Below are 21,052 nucleotides of genomic sequence, written 5' to 3' on the forward strand. Positions count from 1 at the left end.
CTCAGTACAACACCACCGAGCGGATCGACTCGCCGCGCTTCATCAGGTCGAAGCCCTCGTTGATGCGCTCCAGCGGCAGCGTATGCGTGATCAGGTCGTCGATATTGAGCTTGCCTTCCATGTACCAGTCGACGATCCTGGGCACGTCGGTGCGCCCGCGCGCGCCGCCGAAGGCGGAGCCTTTCCACTCGCGCCCGGTCACCAGCTGGAACGGACGCGTCGAGATCTCCGCGCCGGCCTCGGCCACGCCGATGATGATCGACTTGCCCCAGCCCTTGTGGCAGCACTCCAGCGCCTGGCGCATGACCTGCGTATTGCCGATGCATTCGAACGAGTAGTCGGCGCCGCCGTCGGTGAGCTGGATGATGTGGTCGACCACGTTGTCGACCTCTTTCGGGTTGATGAAGTGGGTCATGCCGAACTTGCGCGCCATCGCTTCGCGCGCCGGGTTCAGGTCGACGCCGATGATCTTGTCGGCGCCCACCATCTTCGCCGCCTGGATCACGTTCAGGCCGATGCCGCCCAGGCCGAACACGACCACATTGGCGCCGGCCTCGACCTTGGCGGTGAACAGCACCGCGCCCACGCCGGTGGTGACGCCGCAGCCGATGTAGCAGACCTTGTCGAACGGCGCATCCGGGCGGATCCTGGCCAGCGCGATCTCCGGCACCACGATGTGGTTGGCGAAGGTCGAGGTGCCCATGTAGTGGAAGATCGGCTTGCCGTCGAGCGAGAAGCGCGAGGTGCCGTCCGGCATCAGGCCCTTGCCCTGGGTGGCGCGGATGGCCTGGCACAGGTTGGTCTTGCGCGACAGGCAGAACTTGCACTGGCGGCATTCCGGCGTGTACAGCGGGATCACGTGGTCGCCCGGCCTGAGCGAGGTCACGCCGGGCCCGACGTCGGTAACGATGCCCGCGCCCTCATGGCCCAGGATCGCCGGGAAGATGCCTTCCGGGTCGGCGCCGGACAGCGTGTAGTAGTCGGTGTGGCAGATGCCGGTGGCCTTCACTTCCACCAGCACTTCGCCGGCGCGCGGGCCGTCGAGGTCGACGTCTTCGATCGTCAGCGGCTTTCCCGCACCCCAGGCAACTGCTGCACGTGTTTTCATTGGTCGGTCCTGTCGATTGGTTCGTAGCGCGAGACTATAAGGCGCGCGGCGCCGCTGGCGGGCCGGCCGGCATGGATTTGTCCGAAATCCGACCCAGGTTGGCCGGTGGCCGCGATCAGGCGTGGCTTGCGTCCCCGTCTTCGCGTTCAGGCACGACGAGCGTGCACGGTGTGTCGCCATCGTCGTCCGCGGCGAAGGCGGATGCGGCGGGCGGCGCGCCCTTGTCGCGGTAGGTCGCGGGCGGCACGCCGTACTGCTTGCGGAATTCGCGCCCCAGGTGCGAGGCGTCGGCAAAGCCGCAGCTCAGCGCAATGTCGGCAACGCTGCGGTCGGAACTGGTCAGCAGCCATGCGGCGGTGCGCAGCCGCACCTGCCTGGCGAATACCTGCGGGCTCTTGCCGGTCTCGGCCTTGAACAGGCGCTCGAGCTGGCGGGCCGACAGGTCGAGCTTGCAGGCAAGTTCATCCAGCGGCAATGCGCGCCCGACATGCTGCTCCATCAGCAGGATCGCGCGCTTGACCTTCGGGTGCGTGGCCGGCTCCAGCCCCGGCGGGTGCGGCTGCGGCGCGTTGCCCTTCTGCATCTCGCCGACCAGCAGGATCCGCAGCGCCTTCTGCACGGTGGCATGGTCGAAGTGGCGCAGCAGGATCGCCGCGGCGACGTCGATCGACGCGCGCCCACCCGAGCAGGTGATGCGCCGGCGGTCGATCACGAACAGCCGGTCGGCGATCAGCAGGTCGGGATCGGCCGACGGGAAGCGCTCAATGAAATCCCAGTAGTGGAACCAGCTGACGCAGGCCCGGTGGCCGTCGAGCACGCCGGCACGCATCAGCGAGAAGACCCCGGTGCAGATGCCGACCAGGGTGGCGCCGCCGCCCGCGGCGCGGCGGATGAAGTCGAGCGTCTCGGGCCCTGCCTGCGGGCCCGAGTGGAGCAGCCCGCCCACGACTACCACGTAGTCAAACGGCTCGGCCTCATCGAAGGTCTCCCACGGCGCGACCTGGATCCCGCAGCTCGCGCGCACCGGCGCAAGTGTGTTGCCGATCACGCTCCAGACGCAGCGTACCGGCTTGCTGTAGTCGCCATCGTCCGCCGACAGCCGCAGCATGTCGACGAAGCCGGAAAACGCGGTCAGCGTGAAATTCGGCAGCAGCACGATGCCGAAGCGGATGCGCCGGGGCGCCGGCGCGGCGACGGGAGAAATGGGAACGTCTGGGGTCATGGCGGCATTCATCTTGACAGGCTCGCGCGGGACAGCGGATCCGGGTTAGCCCGGAGTCGACGGGCAGGGCAGGGCGTCCCGGCGCCGGAAAAGTGGTATGCGGACGACGCGTTCCGTCCCCGCCAGAGTCGCCAGAGTCGCCGATCCGCCCGCCGCCGACTTGCACAATTCCGACGCGAATCATCGCCAAAGCGAAATCCCGGCCGGTAGGGCCGGGCCGCTGGCGCCGGCATCCCACGCCGATGCCGGTTTTGTTCTATCTGCAAATCCCGCGCTCTGCTGTACTGGCTCCCAACGACAGCAACCCAGCACCCCAGCATCCCGCAGAGAGGCAGTCAGATGAATGTCAGCGTATTCGACCTGTTCAAGATCGGCATCGGACCCTCGAGTTCGCATACGGTCGGCCCGATGATCGCCGCGTGCCGCTTCGCATCCCACCTCGAGGATGCGAACCTACTCGGCTTTGTGCGCCGCGTGCGGGCGGAATTGTATGGCTCGCTCGGCGCGACCGGCAAGGGCCATGGCAGCGACAAGGCGGTGCTGCTGGGCCTGGAAGGCAGCCTGCCCGACCGCATCGACCCCGATTCGATCGAACCGCGCCTGGCGCAGATCCGCAAGGACAAGCGCATGCGGCTGCTCGGCAAGCACGAGATCGGCTTCGATGAAAAGGAGCACCTCGGTTTCTACCGCCGCCTGATGAGCGGCACCGGCAGCATGGTGCATCCCAACGGCATGCGCTTCCAGGCGTTCGACGAGCAGGGGCAGTTGCTGGTCGAGAAGGAGTATTACTCGGTCGGCGGCGGCTTCGTCGTCAACCGCGACGGCGACCGCGTCAACGGCGTGCGCTCGGCCGCGGAGGTGCCATACCCGTTCCGCACCGGCGCCGAGCTGATGCAGGCGTGCGGCGCCAGCGGGCTGTCGATCGCCGCGCTGGTCTTGCGCAATGAATGCGCGCTGCGCCCGGCCGAGGAGGTGCGCGCCGGGCTGCTGGCGATCTGGCACGCGATGGCCGCCTGCGTCGAGCGCGGCTGCAAGGTCGAAGGAGAGCTGCCCGGGCCCATGCGCGTCAAGCGCCGCGCGGCGGAACTCAACCACCGGCTGCGCACGCGCTCCGAGGAATCGCTGCGCGATCCGCTGTCGATGCTCGACTGGGTCAACCTGTACGCGATGGCGGTCAACGAAGAGAACGCCGCGGGCGGGCGCGTGGTCACCGCGCCGACCAACGGCGCGGCCGGCGTGATTCCGGCGGTGCTCCACTACTACGTGAAGTTCGTGCCCGGCTCGAACGACGACGGCATCGTCGACTTCCTGCTGACCGCGGCCGCGATCGGCATGATCTACAAGGAGACCGCATCGATCTCCGGCGCCGAGGTCGGCTGCCAGGGCGAGGTCGGCGTGGCGTGCTCGATGGCCGCGGCCGCGCTCGCGGCGGTGATGGGCGGCACCCCCGACCAGGTCGAGAACGCCGCCGAGATCGGCATGGAGCACAACCTCGGCATGACCTGCGACCCGGTCGGCGGGCTGGTGCAGATCCCGTGCATCGAGCGCAATGCGATGGGCGCGATCAAGGCGCTCAACGCCTCGCGCATGGCGCTCAAGGGCGATGGCCAGCATTACGTGTCGCTCGACTCGGTGATCAAGACCATGCGCGAGACCGGCGCCGACATGAAGACGAAATACAAGGAGACGTCGCGCGGCGGCCTGGCCGTGAACGTCATTGAATGCTAAGGGAGTGTCGGAAATGAGCCGCTATTCAATCTTCAGCCTGTTTCGCAACGGGCTGTCGTACCACGAGAACTGGGAGAAGCAGTGGAGAAGCCCCGAGCCCAGGCGCGAGTATGACGTGGTCATCGTCGGCGGCGGCGGGCACGGCCTGGCGACCGCGTACTACCTGGCGAAGGAACACGGCATCACCAACGTGGCGGTGCTGGAGAAAGGATGGATCGGCGGCGGCAATACCGCGCGCAACACCACCATCGTGCGCTCCAACTATCTGTGGGACGAGTCCGCGGCGCTCTACGAAAAGGCGATGAAGCTGTGGGAGGGCCTGTCGCAGGACCTGAACTACAACGTCATGTTCAGCCAGCGCGGCGTGATGAACCTGGCGCACACGCTGCAGGACGTGCGCGACACCGAGCGGCGCGTGAACGCCAACCGCCTCAACGGCGTCGATGCCGAGTTCCTGACGCCGGCGCAGGTCAAGGAGATCGAGCCCACCATCAACCTGAACAGCCGCTACCCGGTGCTGGGCGCGTCGATCCAGCGCCGCGCCGGGGTGGCCCGCCACGATGCCGTGGCCTGGGGCTTCGCCCGCGGCGCCGACCGCGCCGGCGTCGACATCATCCAGAACTGCCAGGTCACCGGCATCCGCCGCGATGGCGGCGCGGTGGTCGGCGTCGACACGGTGAAGGGCTTCATCAAGGCAAAGAAGGTCGCGGTGGTGGCGGCCGGCAACACCACCACGCTGGCCGACATGGCGGGCATCCGGCTGCCGCTGGAAAGCCACCCGCTGCAGGCGCTGGTGTCGGAGCCGATCAAGCCGGTGGTCAACTCGGTGATCATGTCCAATGCGGTGCACGCCTATATCAGCCAGTCCGACAAGGGCGACCTGGTGATCGGCGCGGGCATCGACCAGTACACCGGCTTCGGCCAGCGCGGCAGCTTCCAGGTCATCGAAGGCACGCTGCAGGCCATCGTCGAGATGTTCCCGGTGTTCTCGCGGGTGCGCATGAACCGCCAGTGGGGCGGCATCGTCGACACCTCGCCGGACGCGTGCCCGATCATCAGCAAGACCGACGTGAAGGGGCTGTATTTCAACTGCGGCTGGGGCACTGGCGGGTTCAAGGCGACGCCCGGCTCGGGCTGGGCCTACGCGCACACCATCGCGCGCGACCAGCCGCATGCGCTGAACGCCCCGTTTTCGCTGGACCGCTTCTATACCGGCCACCTGATCGACGAGCACGGCGCTGCTGCCGTCGCGCACTGACCCCAAGCAGGAGAACGACATGCTGCTGATCCAATGTCCATGGTGCGGCCCGCGCGCCGAATCCGAATTCTCGTGCGGCGGCGAGGCCGACATCGCCCGCCCGCTGGAGACCGACAAGCTGTCCGACCGCGAATGGGGCGACTATCTGTTCATGCGCACCAACACCCGCGGCATGCACCGCGAGCAGTGGCTGCACGCACAGGGCTGCCGGCGCTGGTTCAAGGCCGAGCGCGACACCGTCACCTATGACATCAAGGGCTACGAGACCTTCGGCCAGCCCGCCGCCAACGCACCGCAGGGAAGGGGCAAGCAATGAGTCAGAAACACCGTCTCGGCACCGGCGGCCGCATCAATCGCGGCAAGCCGCTGTCCTTTACCTTCAACGGGCGCGTGTACCAGGGCTTCCAGGGCGACACGCTGGCCTCGGCGCTGCTTGCCAACGGCGTGCGCTTCGTCGCGCGCAGCTTCAAGTACCATCGCCCGCGCGGCATCATGACCGCCGACGTGGCCGAGCCGAACGCGGTGGTGCAGCTGGAGGGCGGCGCCTACACGGTGCCGAACGCCCGCGCGACCGAGATCGAGCTTTACCAGGGACTGGTCGCGACCAGCGTGAACGCCGAGCCCGACCTGGAGCGCGACCGCATGGCGGTCAACCAGAAGTTCGCGCGCTTCATGCCCGCCGGCTTCTACTACAAGACCTTCATGTGGCCGCGCAAGATGTGGCCCCGCTACGAGGAGAAGATCCGCGCGGCGGCCGGCCTGGGCAAGGCCCCGACGACGCTTGACGCCGACCGCTACGACAAGTGCTACGCGCACTGCGACGTGCTGGTGGTCGGTGGCGGCCCCACCGGCCTGGCCGCGGCGCATGCGGCGGCGGTGACGGGGGCGCGCGTGATCCTGGTCGACGACCAGTGCGAACTCGGCGGCAGCCTGCTGGCCGCGCGCGCCGACATCAACGGCAAGCCGGCGCTGCAGTGGGTCGCCGAGACCGAGGCGAAGCTGCGCAAGCTGCCGGACGTGACGATCCTGTCGCGCAGCAATGCCTTTGGCTACCAGGACCATAACCTGGTCACCGTCACGCAGCGCCTGACCGACCACCTGTCGGTCTCGATGCGCCACGGCTCGCGCGAGCTGCTGTGGAAAATCCGCGCCAAACGGGTGATCCTCGCGACCGGCGCGCACGAGCGTCCGATCGTGTTCGGCAACAACGACCTGCCGGGGGTGATGATGGCCTCGGCGGTGTCGGCCTACATCCACCGCTACAGCGTGCTGCCGGGACGCGAGGCCGTGGTGTTCACCAATAACGACCGCGGCTACCAGGCGGCGCTGGACCTGAAGGCGTGCGGCGCCAGGGTGACTGTGGTCGATCCGCGCGCCACCACCAACGGGGCGCTGCCCGCGGCGGCGAAGCGGCAGGGCGTGGCGGTGATGAACGGCGCGGTGGTGGTGGCCGCCGCCGGCAAGACGCACGTGAACTCGGTCAGCGTCGCATCCTATGCCAACGGCGCGGTCGGCGCCAAGGTGTCGAAGATCGCCTGCGACCTGGTCGCGATGTCGGGCGGCCTGAGCCCGGTGCTGCACCTGTTCGCGCAATCGGGCGGCAAGGCGCAGTGGAGCGACGACAAGACCTGCTTCGTGCCGGGCAAGTCGATGCAGGCCGAGTGCAGCGTCGGCGCGGCCGCGGGCGAATTCAACCTGGCGCTGGCGCTGCCGCTGGCGCTGGAAGCCGGCACCGAGGCGGCCAGGGCCGCCGGCTTCATCACGGCCAAGCGGCCGGCGGCACCGAAGGTCAGCGCCGTTGCCGAAGGCCCGTTGCTGCCGCTGTGGCTGGTGGGCAGCCGCGAGGCCGCCGCGCGCGGGCCCAAGCAGTTCGTCGATTTCCAGAACGACGTCGCGGCTGCCGACATCCTGCTGGCGGCGCGCGAAGGCTTCGAGTCGGTCGAGCACGTCAAGCGCTATACCGCGATGGGCTTCGGCACCGACCAGGGCAAGCTCGGCAACATCAACGGCATGGCGATCCTGGCGCAGGCGCTGGGCAAGTCGATTCCCGAGACCGGCACCACCACGTTCCGGCCCAACTACACGCCGGTCACGTTCGGCACCTTCGCCGGACGCGAGGTCGGCGACTTCCTCGACCCGGTGCGCAAGACCTGCGTGCACGAATGGCACGTCGCCAACGGCGCCTTGTTCGAGGATGTCGGCAACTGGAAGCGCCCCTGGTATTTTCCGAAGCGGGGCGAGGACCTGCACGCCGCGGTCAAGCGCGAATGCCTGGCGGTGCGCAACAGCGTCGGCATCCTCGATGCGTCGACGCTGGGCAAGATCGATATCCAGGGCCCGGACGCGGTCACGCTGCTGAACTGGATGTACACCAACCCCTGGGGCAAGCTCGAGGTCGGCAAGTGCCGCTACGGCCTGATGCTCGACGAGAACGGCATGGTGTTCGACGACGGCGTGACCGTGCGCCTGGGCGAGCAGCATTTCATGATGACCACCACCACCGGGGGCGCCGCGCGCGTGCTGACCTGGATGGAGCGCTGGCTGCAGACCGAGTGGCCGGACCTGAAGGTGCGCCTGTCGTCGGTGACCGACCACTGGGCCACCTTCGCCGTGGTCGGGCCGAACAGCCGCAAGGTGCTGCGGAAGGTCTGCGCCGACATCGACTTCGCCAACGCGGCGTTCCCGTTCATGAGCTACCGCAACGGCACCGTGGCGGGCGCCAGGGCGCGTGTGATGCGCATCAGCTTCTCGGGCGAGCTGGCCTACGAGGTCAACGTGCCGGCCAACGCCGGGCGTGCGGTGTGGGAGGCGCTGATGGCCGCCGGCGCCGAGTTCGACATCACGCCGTACGGCACCGAGACCATGCACGTGCTGCGTGCCGAGAAGGGCTACATCATCGTCGGCCAGGACACCGACGGCTCGATCACGCCGTATGACCTCGGCATGGGCGGGCTGGTGGCAAAGTCGAAGGACTTCCTCGGCAAGCGCTCGCTGACGCGTTCGGACACGGCCAAGGAAGGGCGCAAGCAGTTCGTCGGCCTGCTCACCGACGACGCCCAGTTCGTGCTGCCCGAGGGCGCGCAGATCGTCGCGCCGCAGACGCGCGTGTCGACCACCGAGCCGACGCCGATGATCGGCCACGTGACCTCGAGCTACTACAGCCCGATCCTGCAGCGCTCGATCGCGCTTGCCGTGGTCAAGGGCGGGCTGGGCAAGATGGGCGAGAGCGTCGCGATCCCGCTGGCCGATGGCCGCCGCGTGAGCGCGAAGATTTCCAGCCCGGTTTTCTACGATAGCGAAGGAGTGCGCCAGAATGTGGAATGAACAAGGCATTGCTACCGCACTGGCCGATGCGCCGGTGCCGAGCGCCCGCACGCGCGACGTGCGCCTGGAGTCGCCGCTGGTCGGCGCCGCCGGCCTGCTGGAAGCGCCGCACCTGCGCGGCTCGATGTACTTCACGGTGCGCGAGCGGCAGTTCCTCGACCTGGTGATGGTGCGCGGCGAACTGGCCGATGCCGCCTTCGTCGACGGGTTCGAGAGCGTGGTGGGCTGCTGTCCGCCGGCCGCGCCCAACACGGTCGCGCGCAGCGCCGCCTACGACGTGCTGTGGCTAGGCCCGGACGAATGGCTGGTGCGCTCCAGCACGCCGGTGACGGCCGGCGTGCTGGAGGGCAAGCTGGCGCCGGCCATCGCCGGCTCATACTCCGCCGCGGTCGATGTCGGCAGCGGTTATACGGTGGTCGAGATCAGCGGCGACCGCGTGCGCGACGTGCTGGCGCGGGGCTGCCCGCTCGACCTGCATCCGCGCGTGTTCGGCGCGGGGCAATGCGCGCAGAGCCATTACTTCAAGGCGCCCGTCATCCTGCTGCCGACCGGCGACGACCGCTACGAGATCGTGGTGCGCCGCAGTTTCGCCGACTACTTCTGCCGCATCCTGCTCGACGCGGCGACGCCGCTGCTGTCATGAAGCCGGTCGAGCAGGTGTTCAGCGAGCCGCGGCCGGGACTCAACGCACTCGATGGCCTCGAGGCGCCACTGCTGCCGGGGCGGGGCTGGAGCGTCTTTATCGATGCCCTGACGGTGCCGGTGCGCATCGGCATCCATCCGCACGAGCACGACGCGCCGCAGCCGGTGGTGATCGACGCGCGCCTGGGCTACCGGCGCGAGCCCAGCGAAGCGGCCGAGTGGATCGACTACGAGGGCTATTGCGCGCGCGTCGCAACGTTCCTGGCGGGCAAGCCGCATACGCGGCTGCTCGAGACCCTGGTGGCCGACATCGCGGAGCTGTCGTTCCGCGAATGGCCGGCGCTCGACACCCTGACCCTCGCGGCGCACAAGCCCAGGATCCGCCCCGGCACCCAGCGCGTCGGTGTCGAGCTGGAATGGACCCGCGCCGATTACCTGCGCCGCACCGGCAAGCCTGCCTGAGGTACGGCGGCAAGCTTGCCTGAGGTGTGGCGGCAGGCTTGCCTGAGGCGTGGCGGCGCCGGCCAAGCGCGCGTCGGTTTTGGCATGCAGCCAATACCGCGATGGAGACTACTCTCGTAGCGCGTCGCTGCCGTGCCAATCGGCGTGGCGGCGCCGCGCCACGACACGAGGAGGAAATCCAATGAAAAAAGCCACGCCAGGACTGACCATCGCGCTGCTGTGTTCCACGCCTGCCTTTGCCCAGGGCAGCGTGACGCTGTACGGCATCATCGACGAAGGCATCAACTACACCAACAATGTCGGCGGCGACCGGCTGGTCGAGATGCAGAGCGGCTTCGCCCAGGGCAGCCGCTGGGGCCTGAAGGGATCGGAAGACCTGGGCGGCGGCCTCAAGGCGCTGTTCCAGCTGGAGAACGGCTTCAATGCCAGCACCGGCAGGGCGGCACAGGGTGGGGCGATGTTTGGCCGGCAGGCCTATGTCGGTCTGTCCGACGACCGGCTCGGCACCGTCACGCTGGGGCGCCAGTACGATTCCGTGATCGACTACCTGGCGCAGACCACCGTGGTCGGCAGCTGGGGCGGCTACCTGTTCGGCCACCCTTACGACAACGACAACATGGTCTACTCGTTCCGCGTCAACAACACGGTCAAGTACACCAGCCCCGCGCTTGGCGGCTTCCAGTTCGGCGGCACCTACAGCTTCAGCAACGACACCAACTTTGCCAACAACCGCCAGTACGGCGCGGGCATGCAGTACGCGAACGGCGGCTGGCTGCTGGCGGCGGCGTACCTGCAGGCCGACAACCCGTCGGCCACGGCCAACGGTGCCATCAGCGCCGGCGACGACCAGAACTTCCTGGCCCGGCGGCTGCGCATCTTCGGCGCCGGTGTCAACTACACCTTCGGGGCCGCGACGGCGGGCTTTGCCTACTCGAACACCAACCTGACGCAGCCGCTGTCGACCTCGTACATCTCCGGGTCGATCCTGCCCGCCACCGGCACGCTGGACGCGCTCAAGTTCCAGAACTTCGAATTCAACCTCAAGTACCAGTTCACGCCGGCGTTCTATGCCGGCGCGGTCTACACGCTGACCACCGAGAAGTTCCAGGCGTCGTCGGGCGAGGCCAGGCCCAGGGTCCACAGCATCGGCCTGATGGCGGACTACAACTTCTCGAAGCGGACCGATGTCTATCTGCAGGGCGTCTACCAGCGCGTCAGCGGCGACCGGACCGGCACGGCACTGGACCGGGCCTATATCCCCGGCGCGGCCGACGCGTCGTCGACCTTGAGCCAGGTGCTGGTGCGCGCCGCGATCCGCCACAAGTTCTGAGCCGCCGGCGGCAATGTCGGGCCTGCTCAAACCGGCGTCGGATTTTGCACAAGATGCCGCGGCGCAGCGCACTACTCTCGAACACGCATGCCGTGGATGCCGCGCCGACGGGCGCGGACCCGGCAGGCCCTAACGAGACATGGAGACGAAGCGATGAGCAACAACCGGGGTGTCGTTTATCTTGGACCGGGCAAGGTCGCGGTGCAGAACATCGACTATCCGAAGATGGTCGATCCCAGCGGTCGCGCGATCGGCCACGGCGTGATCCTCAAGGTGGTGACGACGAACATCTGCGGCTCGGACCAGCACATGGTGCGCGGCCGCACCACCGCAGAAGTGGGCCTCGTGCTCGGCCATGAAATCACCGGCGAGGTGATCGAGATCGGCCGCGACGTCGAGACGCTGAAGATCGGCGACCTGGTCTCGGTGCCGTTCAACGTCGCCTGCGGCCGCTGCGCGATGTGCAAGGAGCAGCATACCGGCGTCTGCCTGAGCGTCAATCCGTCGCGTGCCGGCGGTGCCTACGGTTACGTCGACATGGGCGGCTGGATCGGCGGGCAGTCCGAGTACGTGATGGTGCCGTACGCCGACTTCAACCTGCTCAAGTTCCCCGACCGGGACCAGGCGATGGCAAAGATCCGCGACCTGACCTGCCTGTCGGACATCCTGCCGACCGGCTACCACGGCGCCGTCACGGCCGGCGTGAAGCCGGGCTCGACCGTCTACATTGCCGGCGCAGGACCGGTCGGCATGGCGGCCGCGGCGTCGGCGCGCCTGCTGGGCGCGGCCTGCACCATCGTCGGTGACATGAACCCCGCGCGCCTGGCCCACGCCCGGGCAATGGGCTTCGAGGTAGTCGACCTGTCGCAGGACGCAACGCTGGGCGAGCAGATCGCCGCCATCCTCGGCACGCCCGAGATCGACTGCGCGGTGGATTGCGTTGGCTTCGAGGCGCACGGCCACGGTGCGTCGGGCCATGTGGAGGAGGCACCCGCGACGGTGCTGAACTCGCTGATGGAGATCACCCGGCCCGCGGGCGCGATCGGCATCCCGGGCCTCTACGTGACCGACGATCCGGGTGCGAAGGACGCCGCCGCACGACGCGGCAGCCTGAGCCTGCGCTTCGGCCTGGGCTGGGCCAAGTCGCATTCCTTCCATACCGGGCAGACGCCGGTGGTGAAGTACAACCGCAACCTGATGCAGGCCATCCTGCACAACCGCCTGCCGATCGCCGAGATCGTCAATGTGTCGGTGATTTCACTGGACCAGGCGCCGCAAGGCTACCAGCAGTTCGACGGCGGCGCGCCGCGCAAATTCGTCATCGATCCGCACGGGATGCTGGCGGCGTGATCCGGTAACGTTCCGGGGGAGCGAAGATCCGCTGAAGGTTCGCTCCCTCTTCCGCTTGCGGGAGAGGGGCGCAAGCCAGCGTGCTGCATGCCTCACGCATGCATCACCGGCGCATACCTCTGCCCCTGCCCATGCAAAGGCGCCTTCGCCAGCGGCGCCGCCTGCGCCCGGCGCTCGCGCGTCGGCGCCACCCCGAACGCCTCGCGATAGCTCTTGCTGAAATGGCAGGCCGACTGGAACCCGCACGCCATCGTGATGTGCATGATCGACATGTCGGTCTGCAACAGCAGCTCGCGCGCCCGCCGCAGCCGCAGCGTCAGGTAATAGTGCGTCGGCGTCATGCCGAGGTGGTCGCGGAACAGCCGCTGCAGCTGCCGCTGCGACATCATCGCCAGGCGCGCCAGTTCCTCGCGCGACAACGGCTCCTCGATGTTGTTCTCCATCAGCGCGATCACCTCGAACAGCGACTTGTTCGCCGACCCCAGCCGCGCCACTAGCGGCATCTTCTGCTGCGCGCTGGTGTCGCGTACATGCTCGACGATGAACTGCTCGGCGATCTGCGTGACGCGGCCCGTGCCGACGCGCGCGGCGATCAGATACAGCATCATGTCGAGCGGCGCGACGCCGCCGGTGCAGGTCACGCGGTCGCGGTCGATCACGAACAGTTCCTTCAGGAAACGCGTGCCGGGAAACTCCTCCTTCAGCGCCGACATGTTCTCCCAGTGGATGGCGCAGGCATAGCCCGACAACAGCCCCGCCTTGGCCAGCGCGTACGTGCCGGTGCACAGGCTGCCCAGCATCAGCCCCTCGCGCGCAGCGCGGCGCAGCGTAGACAGGTGGCCGGCACCGGTGGCGCGCTGCACGTCGATGCCGCCGCATACGAACACGATGTCCGGCCGCCCGATGCTGTCGGCCGCAAGCGTGTCGATGGTCAGGCCGTTGCTTGCCGTCACCGGGCCGCCTTCGGGGCTGATGACTGACCAGCGGTAGAGCTCCTGCCCGCTCAGGTAGTTGGCCATGCGCAGCACTTCGATGGCGTTGGTGAACGCGATCATCGTGAAGTTGGGCAGCGGCATGAACGCAAAGTGGGACAGCGACGCGGTTCGGTCGGTGGACATTGGGGGCGTTCCTTGGTTTCTGGCGGGCTTTTGTGGCCTTGGGGAAAGGCGCGGTGCCGTCTATCGATATTCATAATGCGCGCGCAACAAACGTGCCATACGGCGAAACCCTAGCCAGGCGTGGCGGCGACCCGCCGCAAGCGCCGCAATGCCGAGAATACGTGGCGCGCGCACGGCGCCGCGTCGGTGCAAGGCACCGGTGCGGTGCATCGAAGTCCGGTGGAGGCACGGGCTTGGCACCGGGCCCGTCGTGGCGCGGCCGGCCGCATCCGGCACAAGGTTCCGAGGCGTTGCGTGGCCCACTTGTCCAAATCGGACGCGCATGGCGGAAATGGAAAAGAACGCGTCTGAATTCACCAACCGGCCAAAAACCCGAACGACAAGAATAGATCCGTCGGCAACGCTGCGCCGAACCGGACAAGTCCTCCGGGCGCAGCGGGCGCTTCGCCCCGTCAGCAGCCCATTCAATCAGCCACGGATACCCTATGTCGAACACCAAGTCTTTCTTTTCGCAGCCCCTGGCCGAGCGCGACTCGCGGGTGCGCGGCGCACTCGTGAAGGAACTCGAGCGGCAGCAGTCGCAGGTCGAACTGATCGCGTCGGAGAACATCGTATCGCGCGCGGTGCTGGAGGCGCAGGGCTCGGTTCTGACCAACAAGTACGCCGAAGGCTATCCGGGCAAGCGCTACTACGGCGGCTGCGAATTCGCGGATGAAGTCGAGGCGCTCGCCATCGACCGCGTGAAGCAGCTGTTCAATGCCGGCTTCGCCAATGTGCAGCCGCACTCCGGCGCGCAGGCCAACGGCTCGGTGATGCTGGCACTGGCCAGGCCGGGCGACACCGTGCTGGGCATGTCGCTCGATGCCGGCGGCCACCTGACCCATGGCGCCAGGCCGGCCTTGTCCGGCAAGTGGTTCAACGCGGTGCAGTACGGCGTGAACCGCGACACCATGCTGATCGACTACGACCAGGTCGAAGCGCTCGCGCACGAGCACAAGCCCGGCCTGATCATCGCCGGCTTCTCCGCCTACCCGCGCCAGCTGGATTTCGCCCGCTTCCGCGCCATTGCCGACAGCGTTGGCGCGAAGCTGATGGTCGACATGGCGCACATCGCCGGCGTGATCGCCGCGGGCCGCCATGCCAACCCGGTCGAGCATGCGCACGTCGTCACCTCGACCACGCACAAGACCCTGCGCGGTCCGCGCGGCGGCTTCGTGCTGACCAACGACGAGGAGATTGCGAAGAAGATCAACTCGGCCGTGTTCCCCGGCCTGCAGGGCGGCCCCCTGATGCATGTGATCGCGGCCAAGGCGGTCGCGTTCGGCGAGGCGCTGCAGCCGGAGTTCAAGACCTATATCGACAATGTGCTGGCGAACGCCCAGGCGCTCGGCGAAGTGCTGAAGGAGGGCGGCGTCGACCTGGTCACGGGCGGCACCGACAATCACCTGCTGCTGGTCGACCTGCGCCCCAAGGGGCTCAAGGGCACGCAGGTCGAGCAGGCGCTCGAGCGCGCCGGCATCACCTGCAACAAGAACGGCATTCCGTTCGACACCGAGAAGCCGACCATTACCTCGGGCATCCGTCTGGGCGCCCCGGCCGCCACCACGCGCGGTTTCGGCGTCGCCGAGTTCCGCCAGGTCGGCCGGCTGATCCTCGAGGTGTTCGAGGCGCTGCGCGCGAACCCGGAAGGCGACCCGGCCACCGAGCAGCGCGTGCGGCGCGAGATCTTCGCGCTGTGCGACCGCTTCCCGATCTACTGAGATGCGACCAGAACTGAGCCAAGGAGTGGAGCAAACCATGAGCCCGCTGCACGAAGACAGCATCATCATCGACGGCCTGAACATCTCGAAGTTCGAGCGCTCGGTGTTCGAAGACATGCGCAAGGGCGGCGTCACCGCCGCCAACTGCACCGTCTCGGTCTGGGAAAATTTCACCAAGACCGTCGACAACATCGCGCAGATGAAGCAGCAGATCCGTGACCACAGCGAACTGCTGACCCTGGTCCGCGGCACCGACGACATCCTGCGCGCCAAGCGCGAAGGCAAGACCGGCGTGATCCTCGGTTTCCAGAACGCGCACGCGTTCGAGGACAACCTGGGCTATATCGAGGCGTTCGCCGACATGGGCGTGCGCGTGGTGCAGCTCTGCTACAACACGCAGAACCTGGTGGGCACCGGCTGCTACGAGCGCGACGGCGGGCTGTCCGACTTCGGCCGCGAGGTGATCACCGAGATGAACCGCGTCGGCATCATGGTCGACCTGTCGCATGTCGGCGGCAACACCTCGTCCGAAGCCATCGCCTTCTCCAAGAAGCCGGTCTGCTATTCGCACTGCCTGCCATCCGGCCTGAAGGAGCACCCGCGCAACAAGAGCGACGCGCAGCTCAGGGAGATCGCCGATGCCGGCGGCTTCGTCGGCGTGACCATGTTCGCGCCGTTCCTGAAGCGCGGCATCGACGCCACCGTCGAGGACTACATCGAGGCGATCGACTATGTCGTCAACCTGGTCGGCGAGGATGCGGTCGGCATCGGCACCGACTTCACGCAGGGCTACAGCACCGAGTTCTTCGACATGCTGACGCACGACAAGGGCCGCTACCGCCGCCTGACCAACTTCGGCAAGGTGGTCAATCCAGAAGGCATCCGCACCATTGGCGAATTCCCGAACCTGACCGCGGCGATGGAGCGCGCGGGCTGGAAGGCGTCGCGCATCCGCAAGATCATGGGCGAGAACTGGGTGCGGGTGTTCAGGGAGGTCTGGGGCGCCTGAGCGGGCGCCACGCCAGCCGCAGCCATTCTTCAAGCGATTCACGATAAACGGGACGTGCCCGCGCACCGAGCGGGCACGCGGGCAATGCCGCGCCTGCGCAACGACGCAAGCGGCAAATTCATCCTCACGGAGCCACCACGATGCAACCGCAACTGCCGATCGACGTCAATCCCGATACCGGCGTCTGGACCACCGACGCGCTGCCGATGCTGTATGTCCCGCGCCATTTCTTCACCAACAACCACGTCGCCGTCGAAGAGACGCTCGGCGTCGAGGCGTACGCGGAGATCCTGTACAAGGCCGGCTACAAGTCGGCCTACCACTGGTGCGACAAGGAGGCGCAGCTGCACGGCCTGACCGGCATGGCGGTGTACCAGCACTACCTGAAGCGGCTGTCCCAGCGCGGCTGGGGCCTGTTCTCGCTGCTCGAAGCCGATCCGGCGACGGCGCACGCGCGCATCGCGCTGCACCACTCGTCGTTCGTGCTGGCGCAGCCGGGCAAGGAAGGCAAGCTCTGCTACATGTTCGCCGGCTGGTTCGCCGGCGCGATGGACTGGGTCAACGACACCGCGCCGGGCGGCAGCGGCGGGCCGCGCGCGCAATCGAAGGAAGCGCAGTGCGCGGCCGAGGGCCACGGGCATTGCGTGTTCCAGGTGTCGGCGATCGCCGTCTGAGCGCGCGAGCACCGCCTTCCACCGCAACACCAAAGACGCAACACGAAGACATACGAACGCCAGAGGTCGCCTGCGATGCGCTATCCCCACCTGTTCAAACCCCTGCAGCTCAACCAGCTGACGCTGCGCAACCGGATCGTCAGCACCGCGCACGCCGAGGTGTACGCCGAGCCGGACGGCCTGCCGGGCGACCGCTACCTGCGCTACTACGAAGAAAAGGCGAAGGGCGGGGTCGGCCTGGCGATCTGCGGCGGCTCAAGCCCGGTGTCGATCGACAGCCCCCAGGGCTGGTGGAAGTCGGTGAACCTGGCCACGGACCGCATCGTCGAGCCGCTGTCCCGGCTGGCGGAGACGATGCATCGGCACGGCGCGAAGATCATGATCCAGGCCACTCATATGGGGCGCCGCTCGGCGTTCCACGGCGAGCACTGGCCACACCTGATGTCGCCCTCGGGCGTGCGCGAGCCGGTGCACCGCGGCAACGCCAAGATCATCGAGGTGGAAGAGATCCGCCGCATCATTGCCGACTTCGCCGCGGCGGCAAAGCGCGTCCAGGATGCCGGCATGGACGGCATCGAGATCTCGGCCGCGCACCAGCACCTGATCGACCAGTTCTGGAGCCCGCGCACCAACTTCCGCACCGACGAATGGGGCGGCAGCCTGCAGAATCGCCTGCGCTTCGGCGTGGAGGTGTTGCAGGCGGTGCGCGAGGCGGTCGGCAAGGACTTCTGCGTCGGCCTGCGCATGTGCGGCGACGAGTTCCACGAGGACGGGCTCGATCACCAGCAGCTCAAGGAGATCGCGCAGGCCATGTCGGAGTCGGGGCTGATCGACTACCTAGGGGTGATCGGCTCGGGCGCCGACACGCATAACACGCTGGCCAACTGCATGCCGCCGATGGCGCTGCCGCCCGAGCCGTTCGTGCACCTGGCCGCGGGCATCAAGTCGGTGGTGAAGATCCCGGTGATGCACGCGCAGAGCATCCGCGACGCGGGGCAGGCCGAGCGGCTGCTGGCAAGCGGCATGGTCGACCTGGTCGGCATGACGCGCGCGCAGATGGCCGATCCGCACATGGTCATCAAGATCCGCGACGGCCGCGAGGACGAGATCAAGCAATGCGTCGGCGCGAACTACTGCATCGACCGCCAGTACAACGGCCTCGACGTGCTGTGCGTGCAGAATGCCGCCACCTCCCGCGAGGCCACCATGCCCCACGTGATCGAGAAATCGCGCGGGCCGAAGCGCAAGGTGGTGGTGGTCGGCGCGGGCCCGGCGGGCCTGGAGGCGGCCCGGGTGGCGCGCGCGCGCGGGCATGACGTGGTGCTGTTCGAGAAGAATGCCGAGGTCGGCGGGCAGATCATGCTGGCGTCGAAGGCGCCGCAGCGCGAGCAGATGGCCGGCATCGTGCGCTGGTTCGACATGGAAACGAAGCGCCTCGGCGTCGAGCGCCGGCTCGGCGTGGAGGCCGATGCGAAGATGATCATGGCTGAAAAGCCGGACATCATCGTGCTGGCCACGGGCGGCCGCGCCTTCTCCGACCAGGTGCCCGCGTGGGGCGTTGCCGACGGGCTGGCCGTCAGCTCGTGGGAGGTATTGTCCGGGCGCGTCGAGGCGAAGCAGAACGTGCTGGTCTACGACGGCGTCAGCACGCATGCCGGCGCTGGCGTTGCCGACTACCTGGCCAGCCGCGGCGCAAAGGTCGAGATCGTCACGCCCGACGTGAAGGTTGCCGACGACTGCGGCGGCACCACCTTCCCGATCTTCTACCGCCGCCTGTATGCGCAGGGCGTAATCCATACACCCAACTACTGGCTCGACCGTGTCTACGAGGAAGACGGCAAGAAGATCGCGGTGCTGCGCAACGAGTATACGGAAGAACTCGAGGAGCGCGCGGTCGACCAGGTCGTGATCGAGAACGGCTCGACGCCGAACGACGCGCTCTACTGGAAGCTCAAGCCGGAATCGCTCAACCGCGGCCAGGTCGACGTGCACAAGCTGTTTGCCGCCGAGCCGCAGCCGTGCCTGTCGGAAACGCTCGGCAACGGCCGTTTCCTGCTGTTCCGCGTTGGCGACTGCATCTCGATGCACAACATCCACGGCGCGATCTACGACGCGCTGCGCCTCGTCAAGGACTTCTGACCATGCAACCATCCTTGCTGATTACCGTCCTGCTGTGGCTGTCGGTGGCGGGGCTGGCCTTTGCGCTGCTGCGGCGCGCGTCGTACTGGCGGGCAGGGCGGGCGGCCGCGCCCGGCTCGGCCGCCATCGCCAACCTGTTCGCGATCCCCAAGCGCTATTTTGTCGACCTGCACCACGTGGTGGCGCGCGATCCGTATATCGCCAGGACGCACGTGGCCACGGCGGGCGGGGCGATTGCCGCGCTGGCGCTGGTGTTCGTCAACTACGGCCTGGCAATCTATTCGCCATGGCTCGACAAGCTGATCCTGGTCGCGGCGCTCGCGATGCTGGTCGGCGCGGTCTTCGTCTGGCGCCGACGCAAGGCGAAGGATGTGCCGGCGCGCCTGTCGAAGGGGCCGTGGAACACGCTGCCCTGGCTGCTCGGCGCGTTCGCGCTGGGCCTGGCACTGTACACGGTGGTTCCCGCCGAAATCATGTCGGGCGCGTTCGCGGTGCTGTGCGCGGTGCTGATCGGCATCGGCGCGTTCGCGATGACGGTCGGCGCCGCCACGGGCGGACCGATGAAGCATGCGATGGCGGGCCTGCTGCACCTGGCCTTCCACTCGCGCCAGGAGCGCTTCGCCGCAACGCCCGACTCGTATACCGGCAGCGGTACCGCCACGCCGCCGACGGCGCTGAAGCTGCCCGACATCGAACAGAAAGAATACGGCGTCGCCAAGCCGGTCGAGTTCCGCTGGAACCAGCTGCTGAGCTTCGACGCCTGCGTGCAGTGCGGCAAGTGCGAGGCGGCGTGCCCGGCCTTCGCCTCCGGCCAGCCGCTGAACCCGAAGAAGCTGATCCAGGACCTGGTAGTCGGCATGGCGGGGGGCACCGATGCCGCCTACGCCGGCAGCCCGACACCGGGGATTCCCGTCGGCCGGCACCGCGGCGAACCCGACGGGACGATCGTGTCCGGGCTGATCGAGGCGCAGACGCTGTGGTCGTGCACCACCTGCCGCGCCTGCGTGCAGGAATGCCCAATGCTGATCGAACACGTCGACGCGATCGTCGACATGCGCCGCAACCAGACACTGGTGCACGGCACCGTGCCGGGCAAGGGCGCCGAAGTGCTGGCGAACCTGCGCGAGACCGGCACCATGGGCGGCTACGACAAGGCGGCGCGCTACGACTGGTCGGTGGATCTGAACGCACCCGTGGCGCAGCCCGCCAAGGCGGTCGACGTGCTGGTGGTGGCCGGCGAGGGTGGTTTCGACATGCGCTACCAGCGCACCCTGCGCGCGCTGGTCAAGGTGCTGAACAAGGCCGGCGTCGACTATGCAGTGCTGGGCGAGGTCGAAACCGACACGGGCGATGTTGCGCGCCGGCTCGGCGACGAGGCCACGTTCCAGCAGCTGGCCAGGCACCTGATCGGCACGCTCGGCACGCTCTCGTTCAAGCAGATCGTGACCGCGGACCCGCACGTGATGCACAGCCTGCGCAATGAGTACCGCGCGCTCGGGCTGCGTGTCACGGTCAAGCATCACACCACCTATATGGCCGAGCTGGCGGCGAGCGGACTGATCGCCCCCAGGGCAGTGGAAGCGCTCAGCGACAAGCGCACCACGTATCACGATCCGTGCTACCTGGGCCGCTACAACGGCGAGACCGAGGCGCCGCGCAAGCTGCTCAAGACCATCGGCATCCAGGTGGTCGAGATGGAACGCCACGGCATGCGCGGCCGCTGCTGCGGCGGTGGCGGCGGGGCGCCGCTGACCGACATCCCGGGCAAGCAGCGCATTCCCGATATCCGCATCGCCGACGCGCGCGCGGTGGGCGCGGAAGTGGTCGCGGTGGGATGTCCCAACTGCACCGCGATGCTCGAGGGCGTGGTCGGCCCGCGGCCCGAGGTGCTCGACGTGGCTGAACTGGTTGCGGCCTCCCTGGAGTAA

16 protein-coding genes are annotated in these 21,052 nt (G+C 67.8%); 13 read left to right on the forward strand and 3 right to left on the reverse strand.

Annotated elements, in window-relative coordinates; genetic code table 11:
* Nucleotide 1: 1 nt before the first annotated feature.
* Nucleotides 2-1,108 carry an S-(hydroxymethyl)glutathione dehydrogenase/class III alcohol dehydrogenase gene (locus FHX60_RS06470; RefSeq protein ID WP_183282800.1) on the reverse strand — a complete coding sequence of 369 codons (1,107 nt, stop codon included), beginning with the start codon at nt 1,106-1,108 and terminating at the stop codon, nt 2-4.
* 115 nt (nt 1,109-1,223) lie between these two features.
* A complete protein-coding gene (locus FHX60_RS06475; protein WP_260163511.1) occupies nt 1,224-2,330 on the reverse strand; it encodes a GlxA family transcriptional regulator in 1,107 nt (368 codons plus the stop codon).
* A gap of 339 nt (nt 2,331-2,669) precedes the next feature.
* Here FHX60_RS06475 and FHX60_RS06480 point away from each other — a divergent pair, with 339 nt between their 5' ends.
* The 8 genes from FHX60_RS06480 to fdhA all read left to right on the forward strand — a co-directional run bounded on the left by FHX60_RS06480 (nt 2,670) and on the right by fdhA (nt 12,424).
* A complete protein-coding gene (locus FHX60_RS06480) occupies nt 2,670-4,058 on the forward strand; it encodes an L-serine ammonia-lyase (RefSeq protein WP_112777464.1) in 1,389 nt (462 codons plus the stop codon).
* 13 nt (nt 4,059-4,071) lie between these two features.
* Nucleotides 4,072-5,316, forward strand: coding sequence for a sarcosine oxidase subunit beta family protein (locus FHX60_RS06485; RefSeq protein ID WP_092318251.1), 1,245 nt, complete (start codon nt 4,072-4,074; stop codon nt 5,314-5,316).
* A 19-nt stretch (nt 5,317-5,335) separates the two neighbouring features.
* Nucleotides 5,336-5,632 (forward strand): sarcosine oxidase subunit delta, encoded by a 297-nt coding sequence (locus FHX60_RS06490; protein WP_165835240.1) that lies wholly within the window; start codon nt 5,336-5,338, stop codon nt 5,630-5,632.
* Nucleotides 5,629-8,640 (forward strand): sarcosine oxidase subunit alpha family protein, encoded by a 3,012-nt coding sequence (locus FHX60_RS06495; protein WP_183282802.1) that lies wholly within the window; start codon nt 5,629-5,631, stop codon nt 8,638-8,640. Before FHX60_RS06490 ends, FHX60_RS06495 begins: the two co-directional genes overlap by 4 nt.
* Nucleotides 8,630-9,283 carry a sarcosine oxidase subunit gamma gene (locus tag FHX60_RS06500; RefSeq protein WP_260163513.1) on the forward strand — a complete coding sequence of 218 codons (654 nt, stop codon included), beginning with the start codon at nt 8,630-8,632 and terminating at the stop codon, nt 9,281-9,283. The genes FHX60_RS06495 and FHX60_RS06500 overlap by 11 nt, the downstream gene beginning before the upstream one ends.
* Entirely contained in the window at nt 9,280-9,744 is a 465-nt protein-coding gene (locus FHX60_RS06505; RefSeq protein ID WP_092318257.1) for a dihydroneopterin aldolase, read from the forward strand. The genes FHX60_RS06500 and FHX60_RS06505 overlap by 4 nt, the downstream gene beginning before the upstream one ends.
* A gap of 181 nt (nt 9,745-9,925) precedes the next feature.
* Entirely contained in the window at nt 9,926-11,074 is a 1,149-nt protein-coding gene (locus FHX60_RS06510; protein ID WP_183282803.1) for a porin, read from the forward strand.
* Nucleotides 11,075-11,227: 153 nt separating this feature from the next.
* Entirely contained in the window at nt 11,228-12,424 is a 1,197-nt protein-coding gene (gene fdhA, locus FHX60_RS06515) for a formaldehyde dehydrogenase, glutathione-independent (protein ID WP_111521872.1), read from the forward strand.
* Between the two features lie 92 nt (nt 12,425-12,516).
* Here the strand turns inward: fdhA and FHX60_RS06520 are convergent, their stop codons facing one another.
* Nucleotides 12,517-13,542 (reverse strand): GlxA family transcriptional regulator, encoded by a 1,026-nt coding sequence (locus FHX60_RS06520; protein WP_112777459.1) that lies wholly within the window; start codon nt 13,540-13,542, stop codon nt 12,517-12,519.
* 485 nt (nt 13,543-14,027) lie between these two features.
* On the opposite strand from FHX60_RS06520, the gene FHX60_RS06525 reads away from it, so the two are divergent.
* From FHX60_RS06525 to FHX60_RS06545, 5 genes are all read left to right on the forward strand, one after another.
* The gene (locus FHX60_RS06525; RefSeq protein WP_183282804.1) at nt 14,028-15,302 is read left to right on the forward strand and encodes a serine hydroxymethyltransferase; all 1,275 of its coding nucleotides are present in this window, start codon (nt 14,028-14,030) and stop codon (nt 15,300-15,302) included.
* A 37-nt stretch (nt 15,303-15,339) separates the two neighbouring features.
* Nucleotides 15,340-16,311 (forward strand): dipeptidase, encoded by a 972-nt coding sequence (locus FHX60_RS06530; protein WP_092318275.1) that lies wholly within the window; start codon nt 15,340-15,342, stop codon nt 16,309-16,311.
* 140 nt (nt 16,312-16,451) lie between these two features.
* On the forward strand, nt 16,452-16,985 hold the full coding sequence (locus FHX60_RS06535) for a DUF5943 domain-containing protein (protein ID WP_112777455.1): 534 nt from the start codon (nt 16,452-16,454) through the stop codon (nt 16,983-16,985).
* A 75-nt stretch (nt 16,986-17,060) separates the two neighbouring features.
* Nucleotides 17,061-19,124: an NADH:flavin oxidoreductase gene (locus FHX60_RS06540; RefSeq protein ID WP_112777454.1), complete on the forward strand. Its 2,064-nt coding sequence runs from the start codon at nt 17,061-17,063 to the stop codon at nt 19,122-19,124.
* A gap of 2 nt (nt 19,125-19,126) precedes the next feature.
* Nucleotides 19,127-21,052, forward strand: coding sequence for a (Fe-S)-binding protein (locus tag FHX60_RS06545; RefSeq protein ID WP_183282805.1), 1,926 nt, complete (start codon nt 19,127-19,129; stop codon nt 21,050-21,052).

The sequence above is a fragment of the Cupriavidus alkaliphilus genome, assembly GCF_014191175.1.
Taxonomy (GTDB): Bacteria; Pseudomonadota; Gammaproteobacteria; order Burkholderiales; family Burkholderiaceae; genus Cupriavidus; species Cupriavidus alkaliphilus.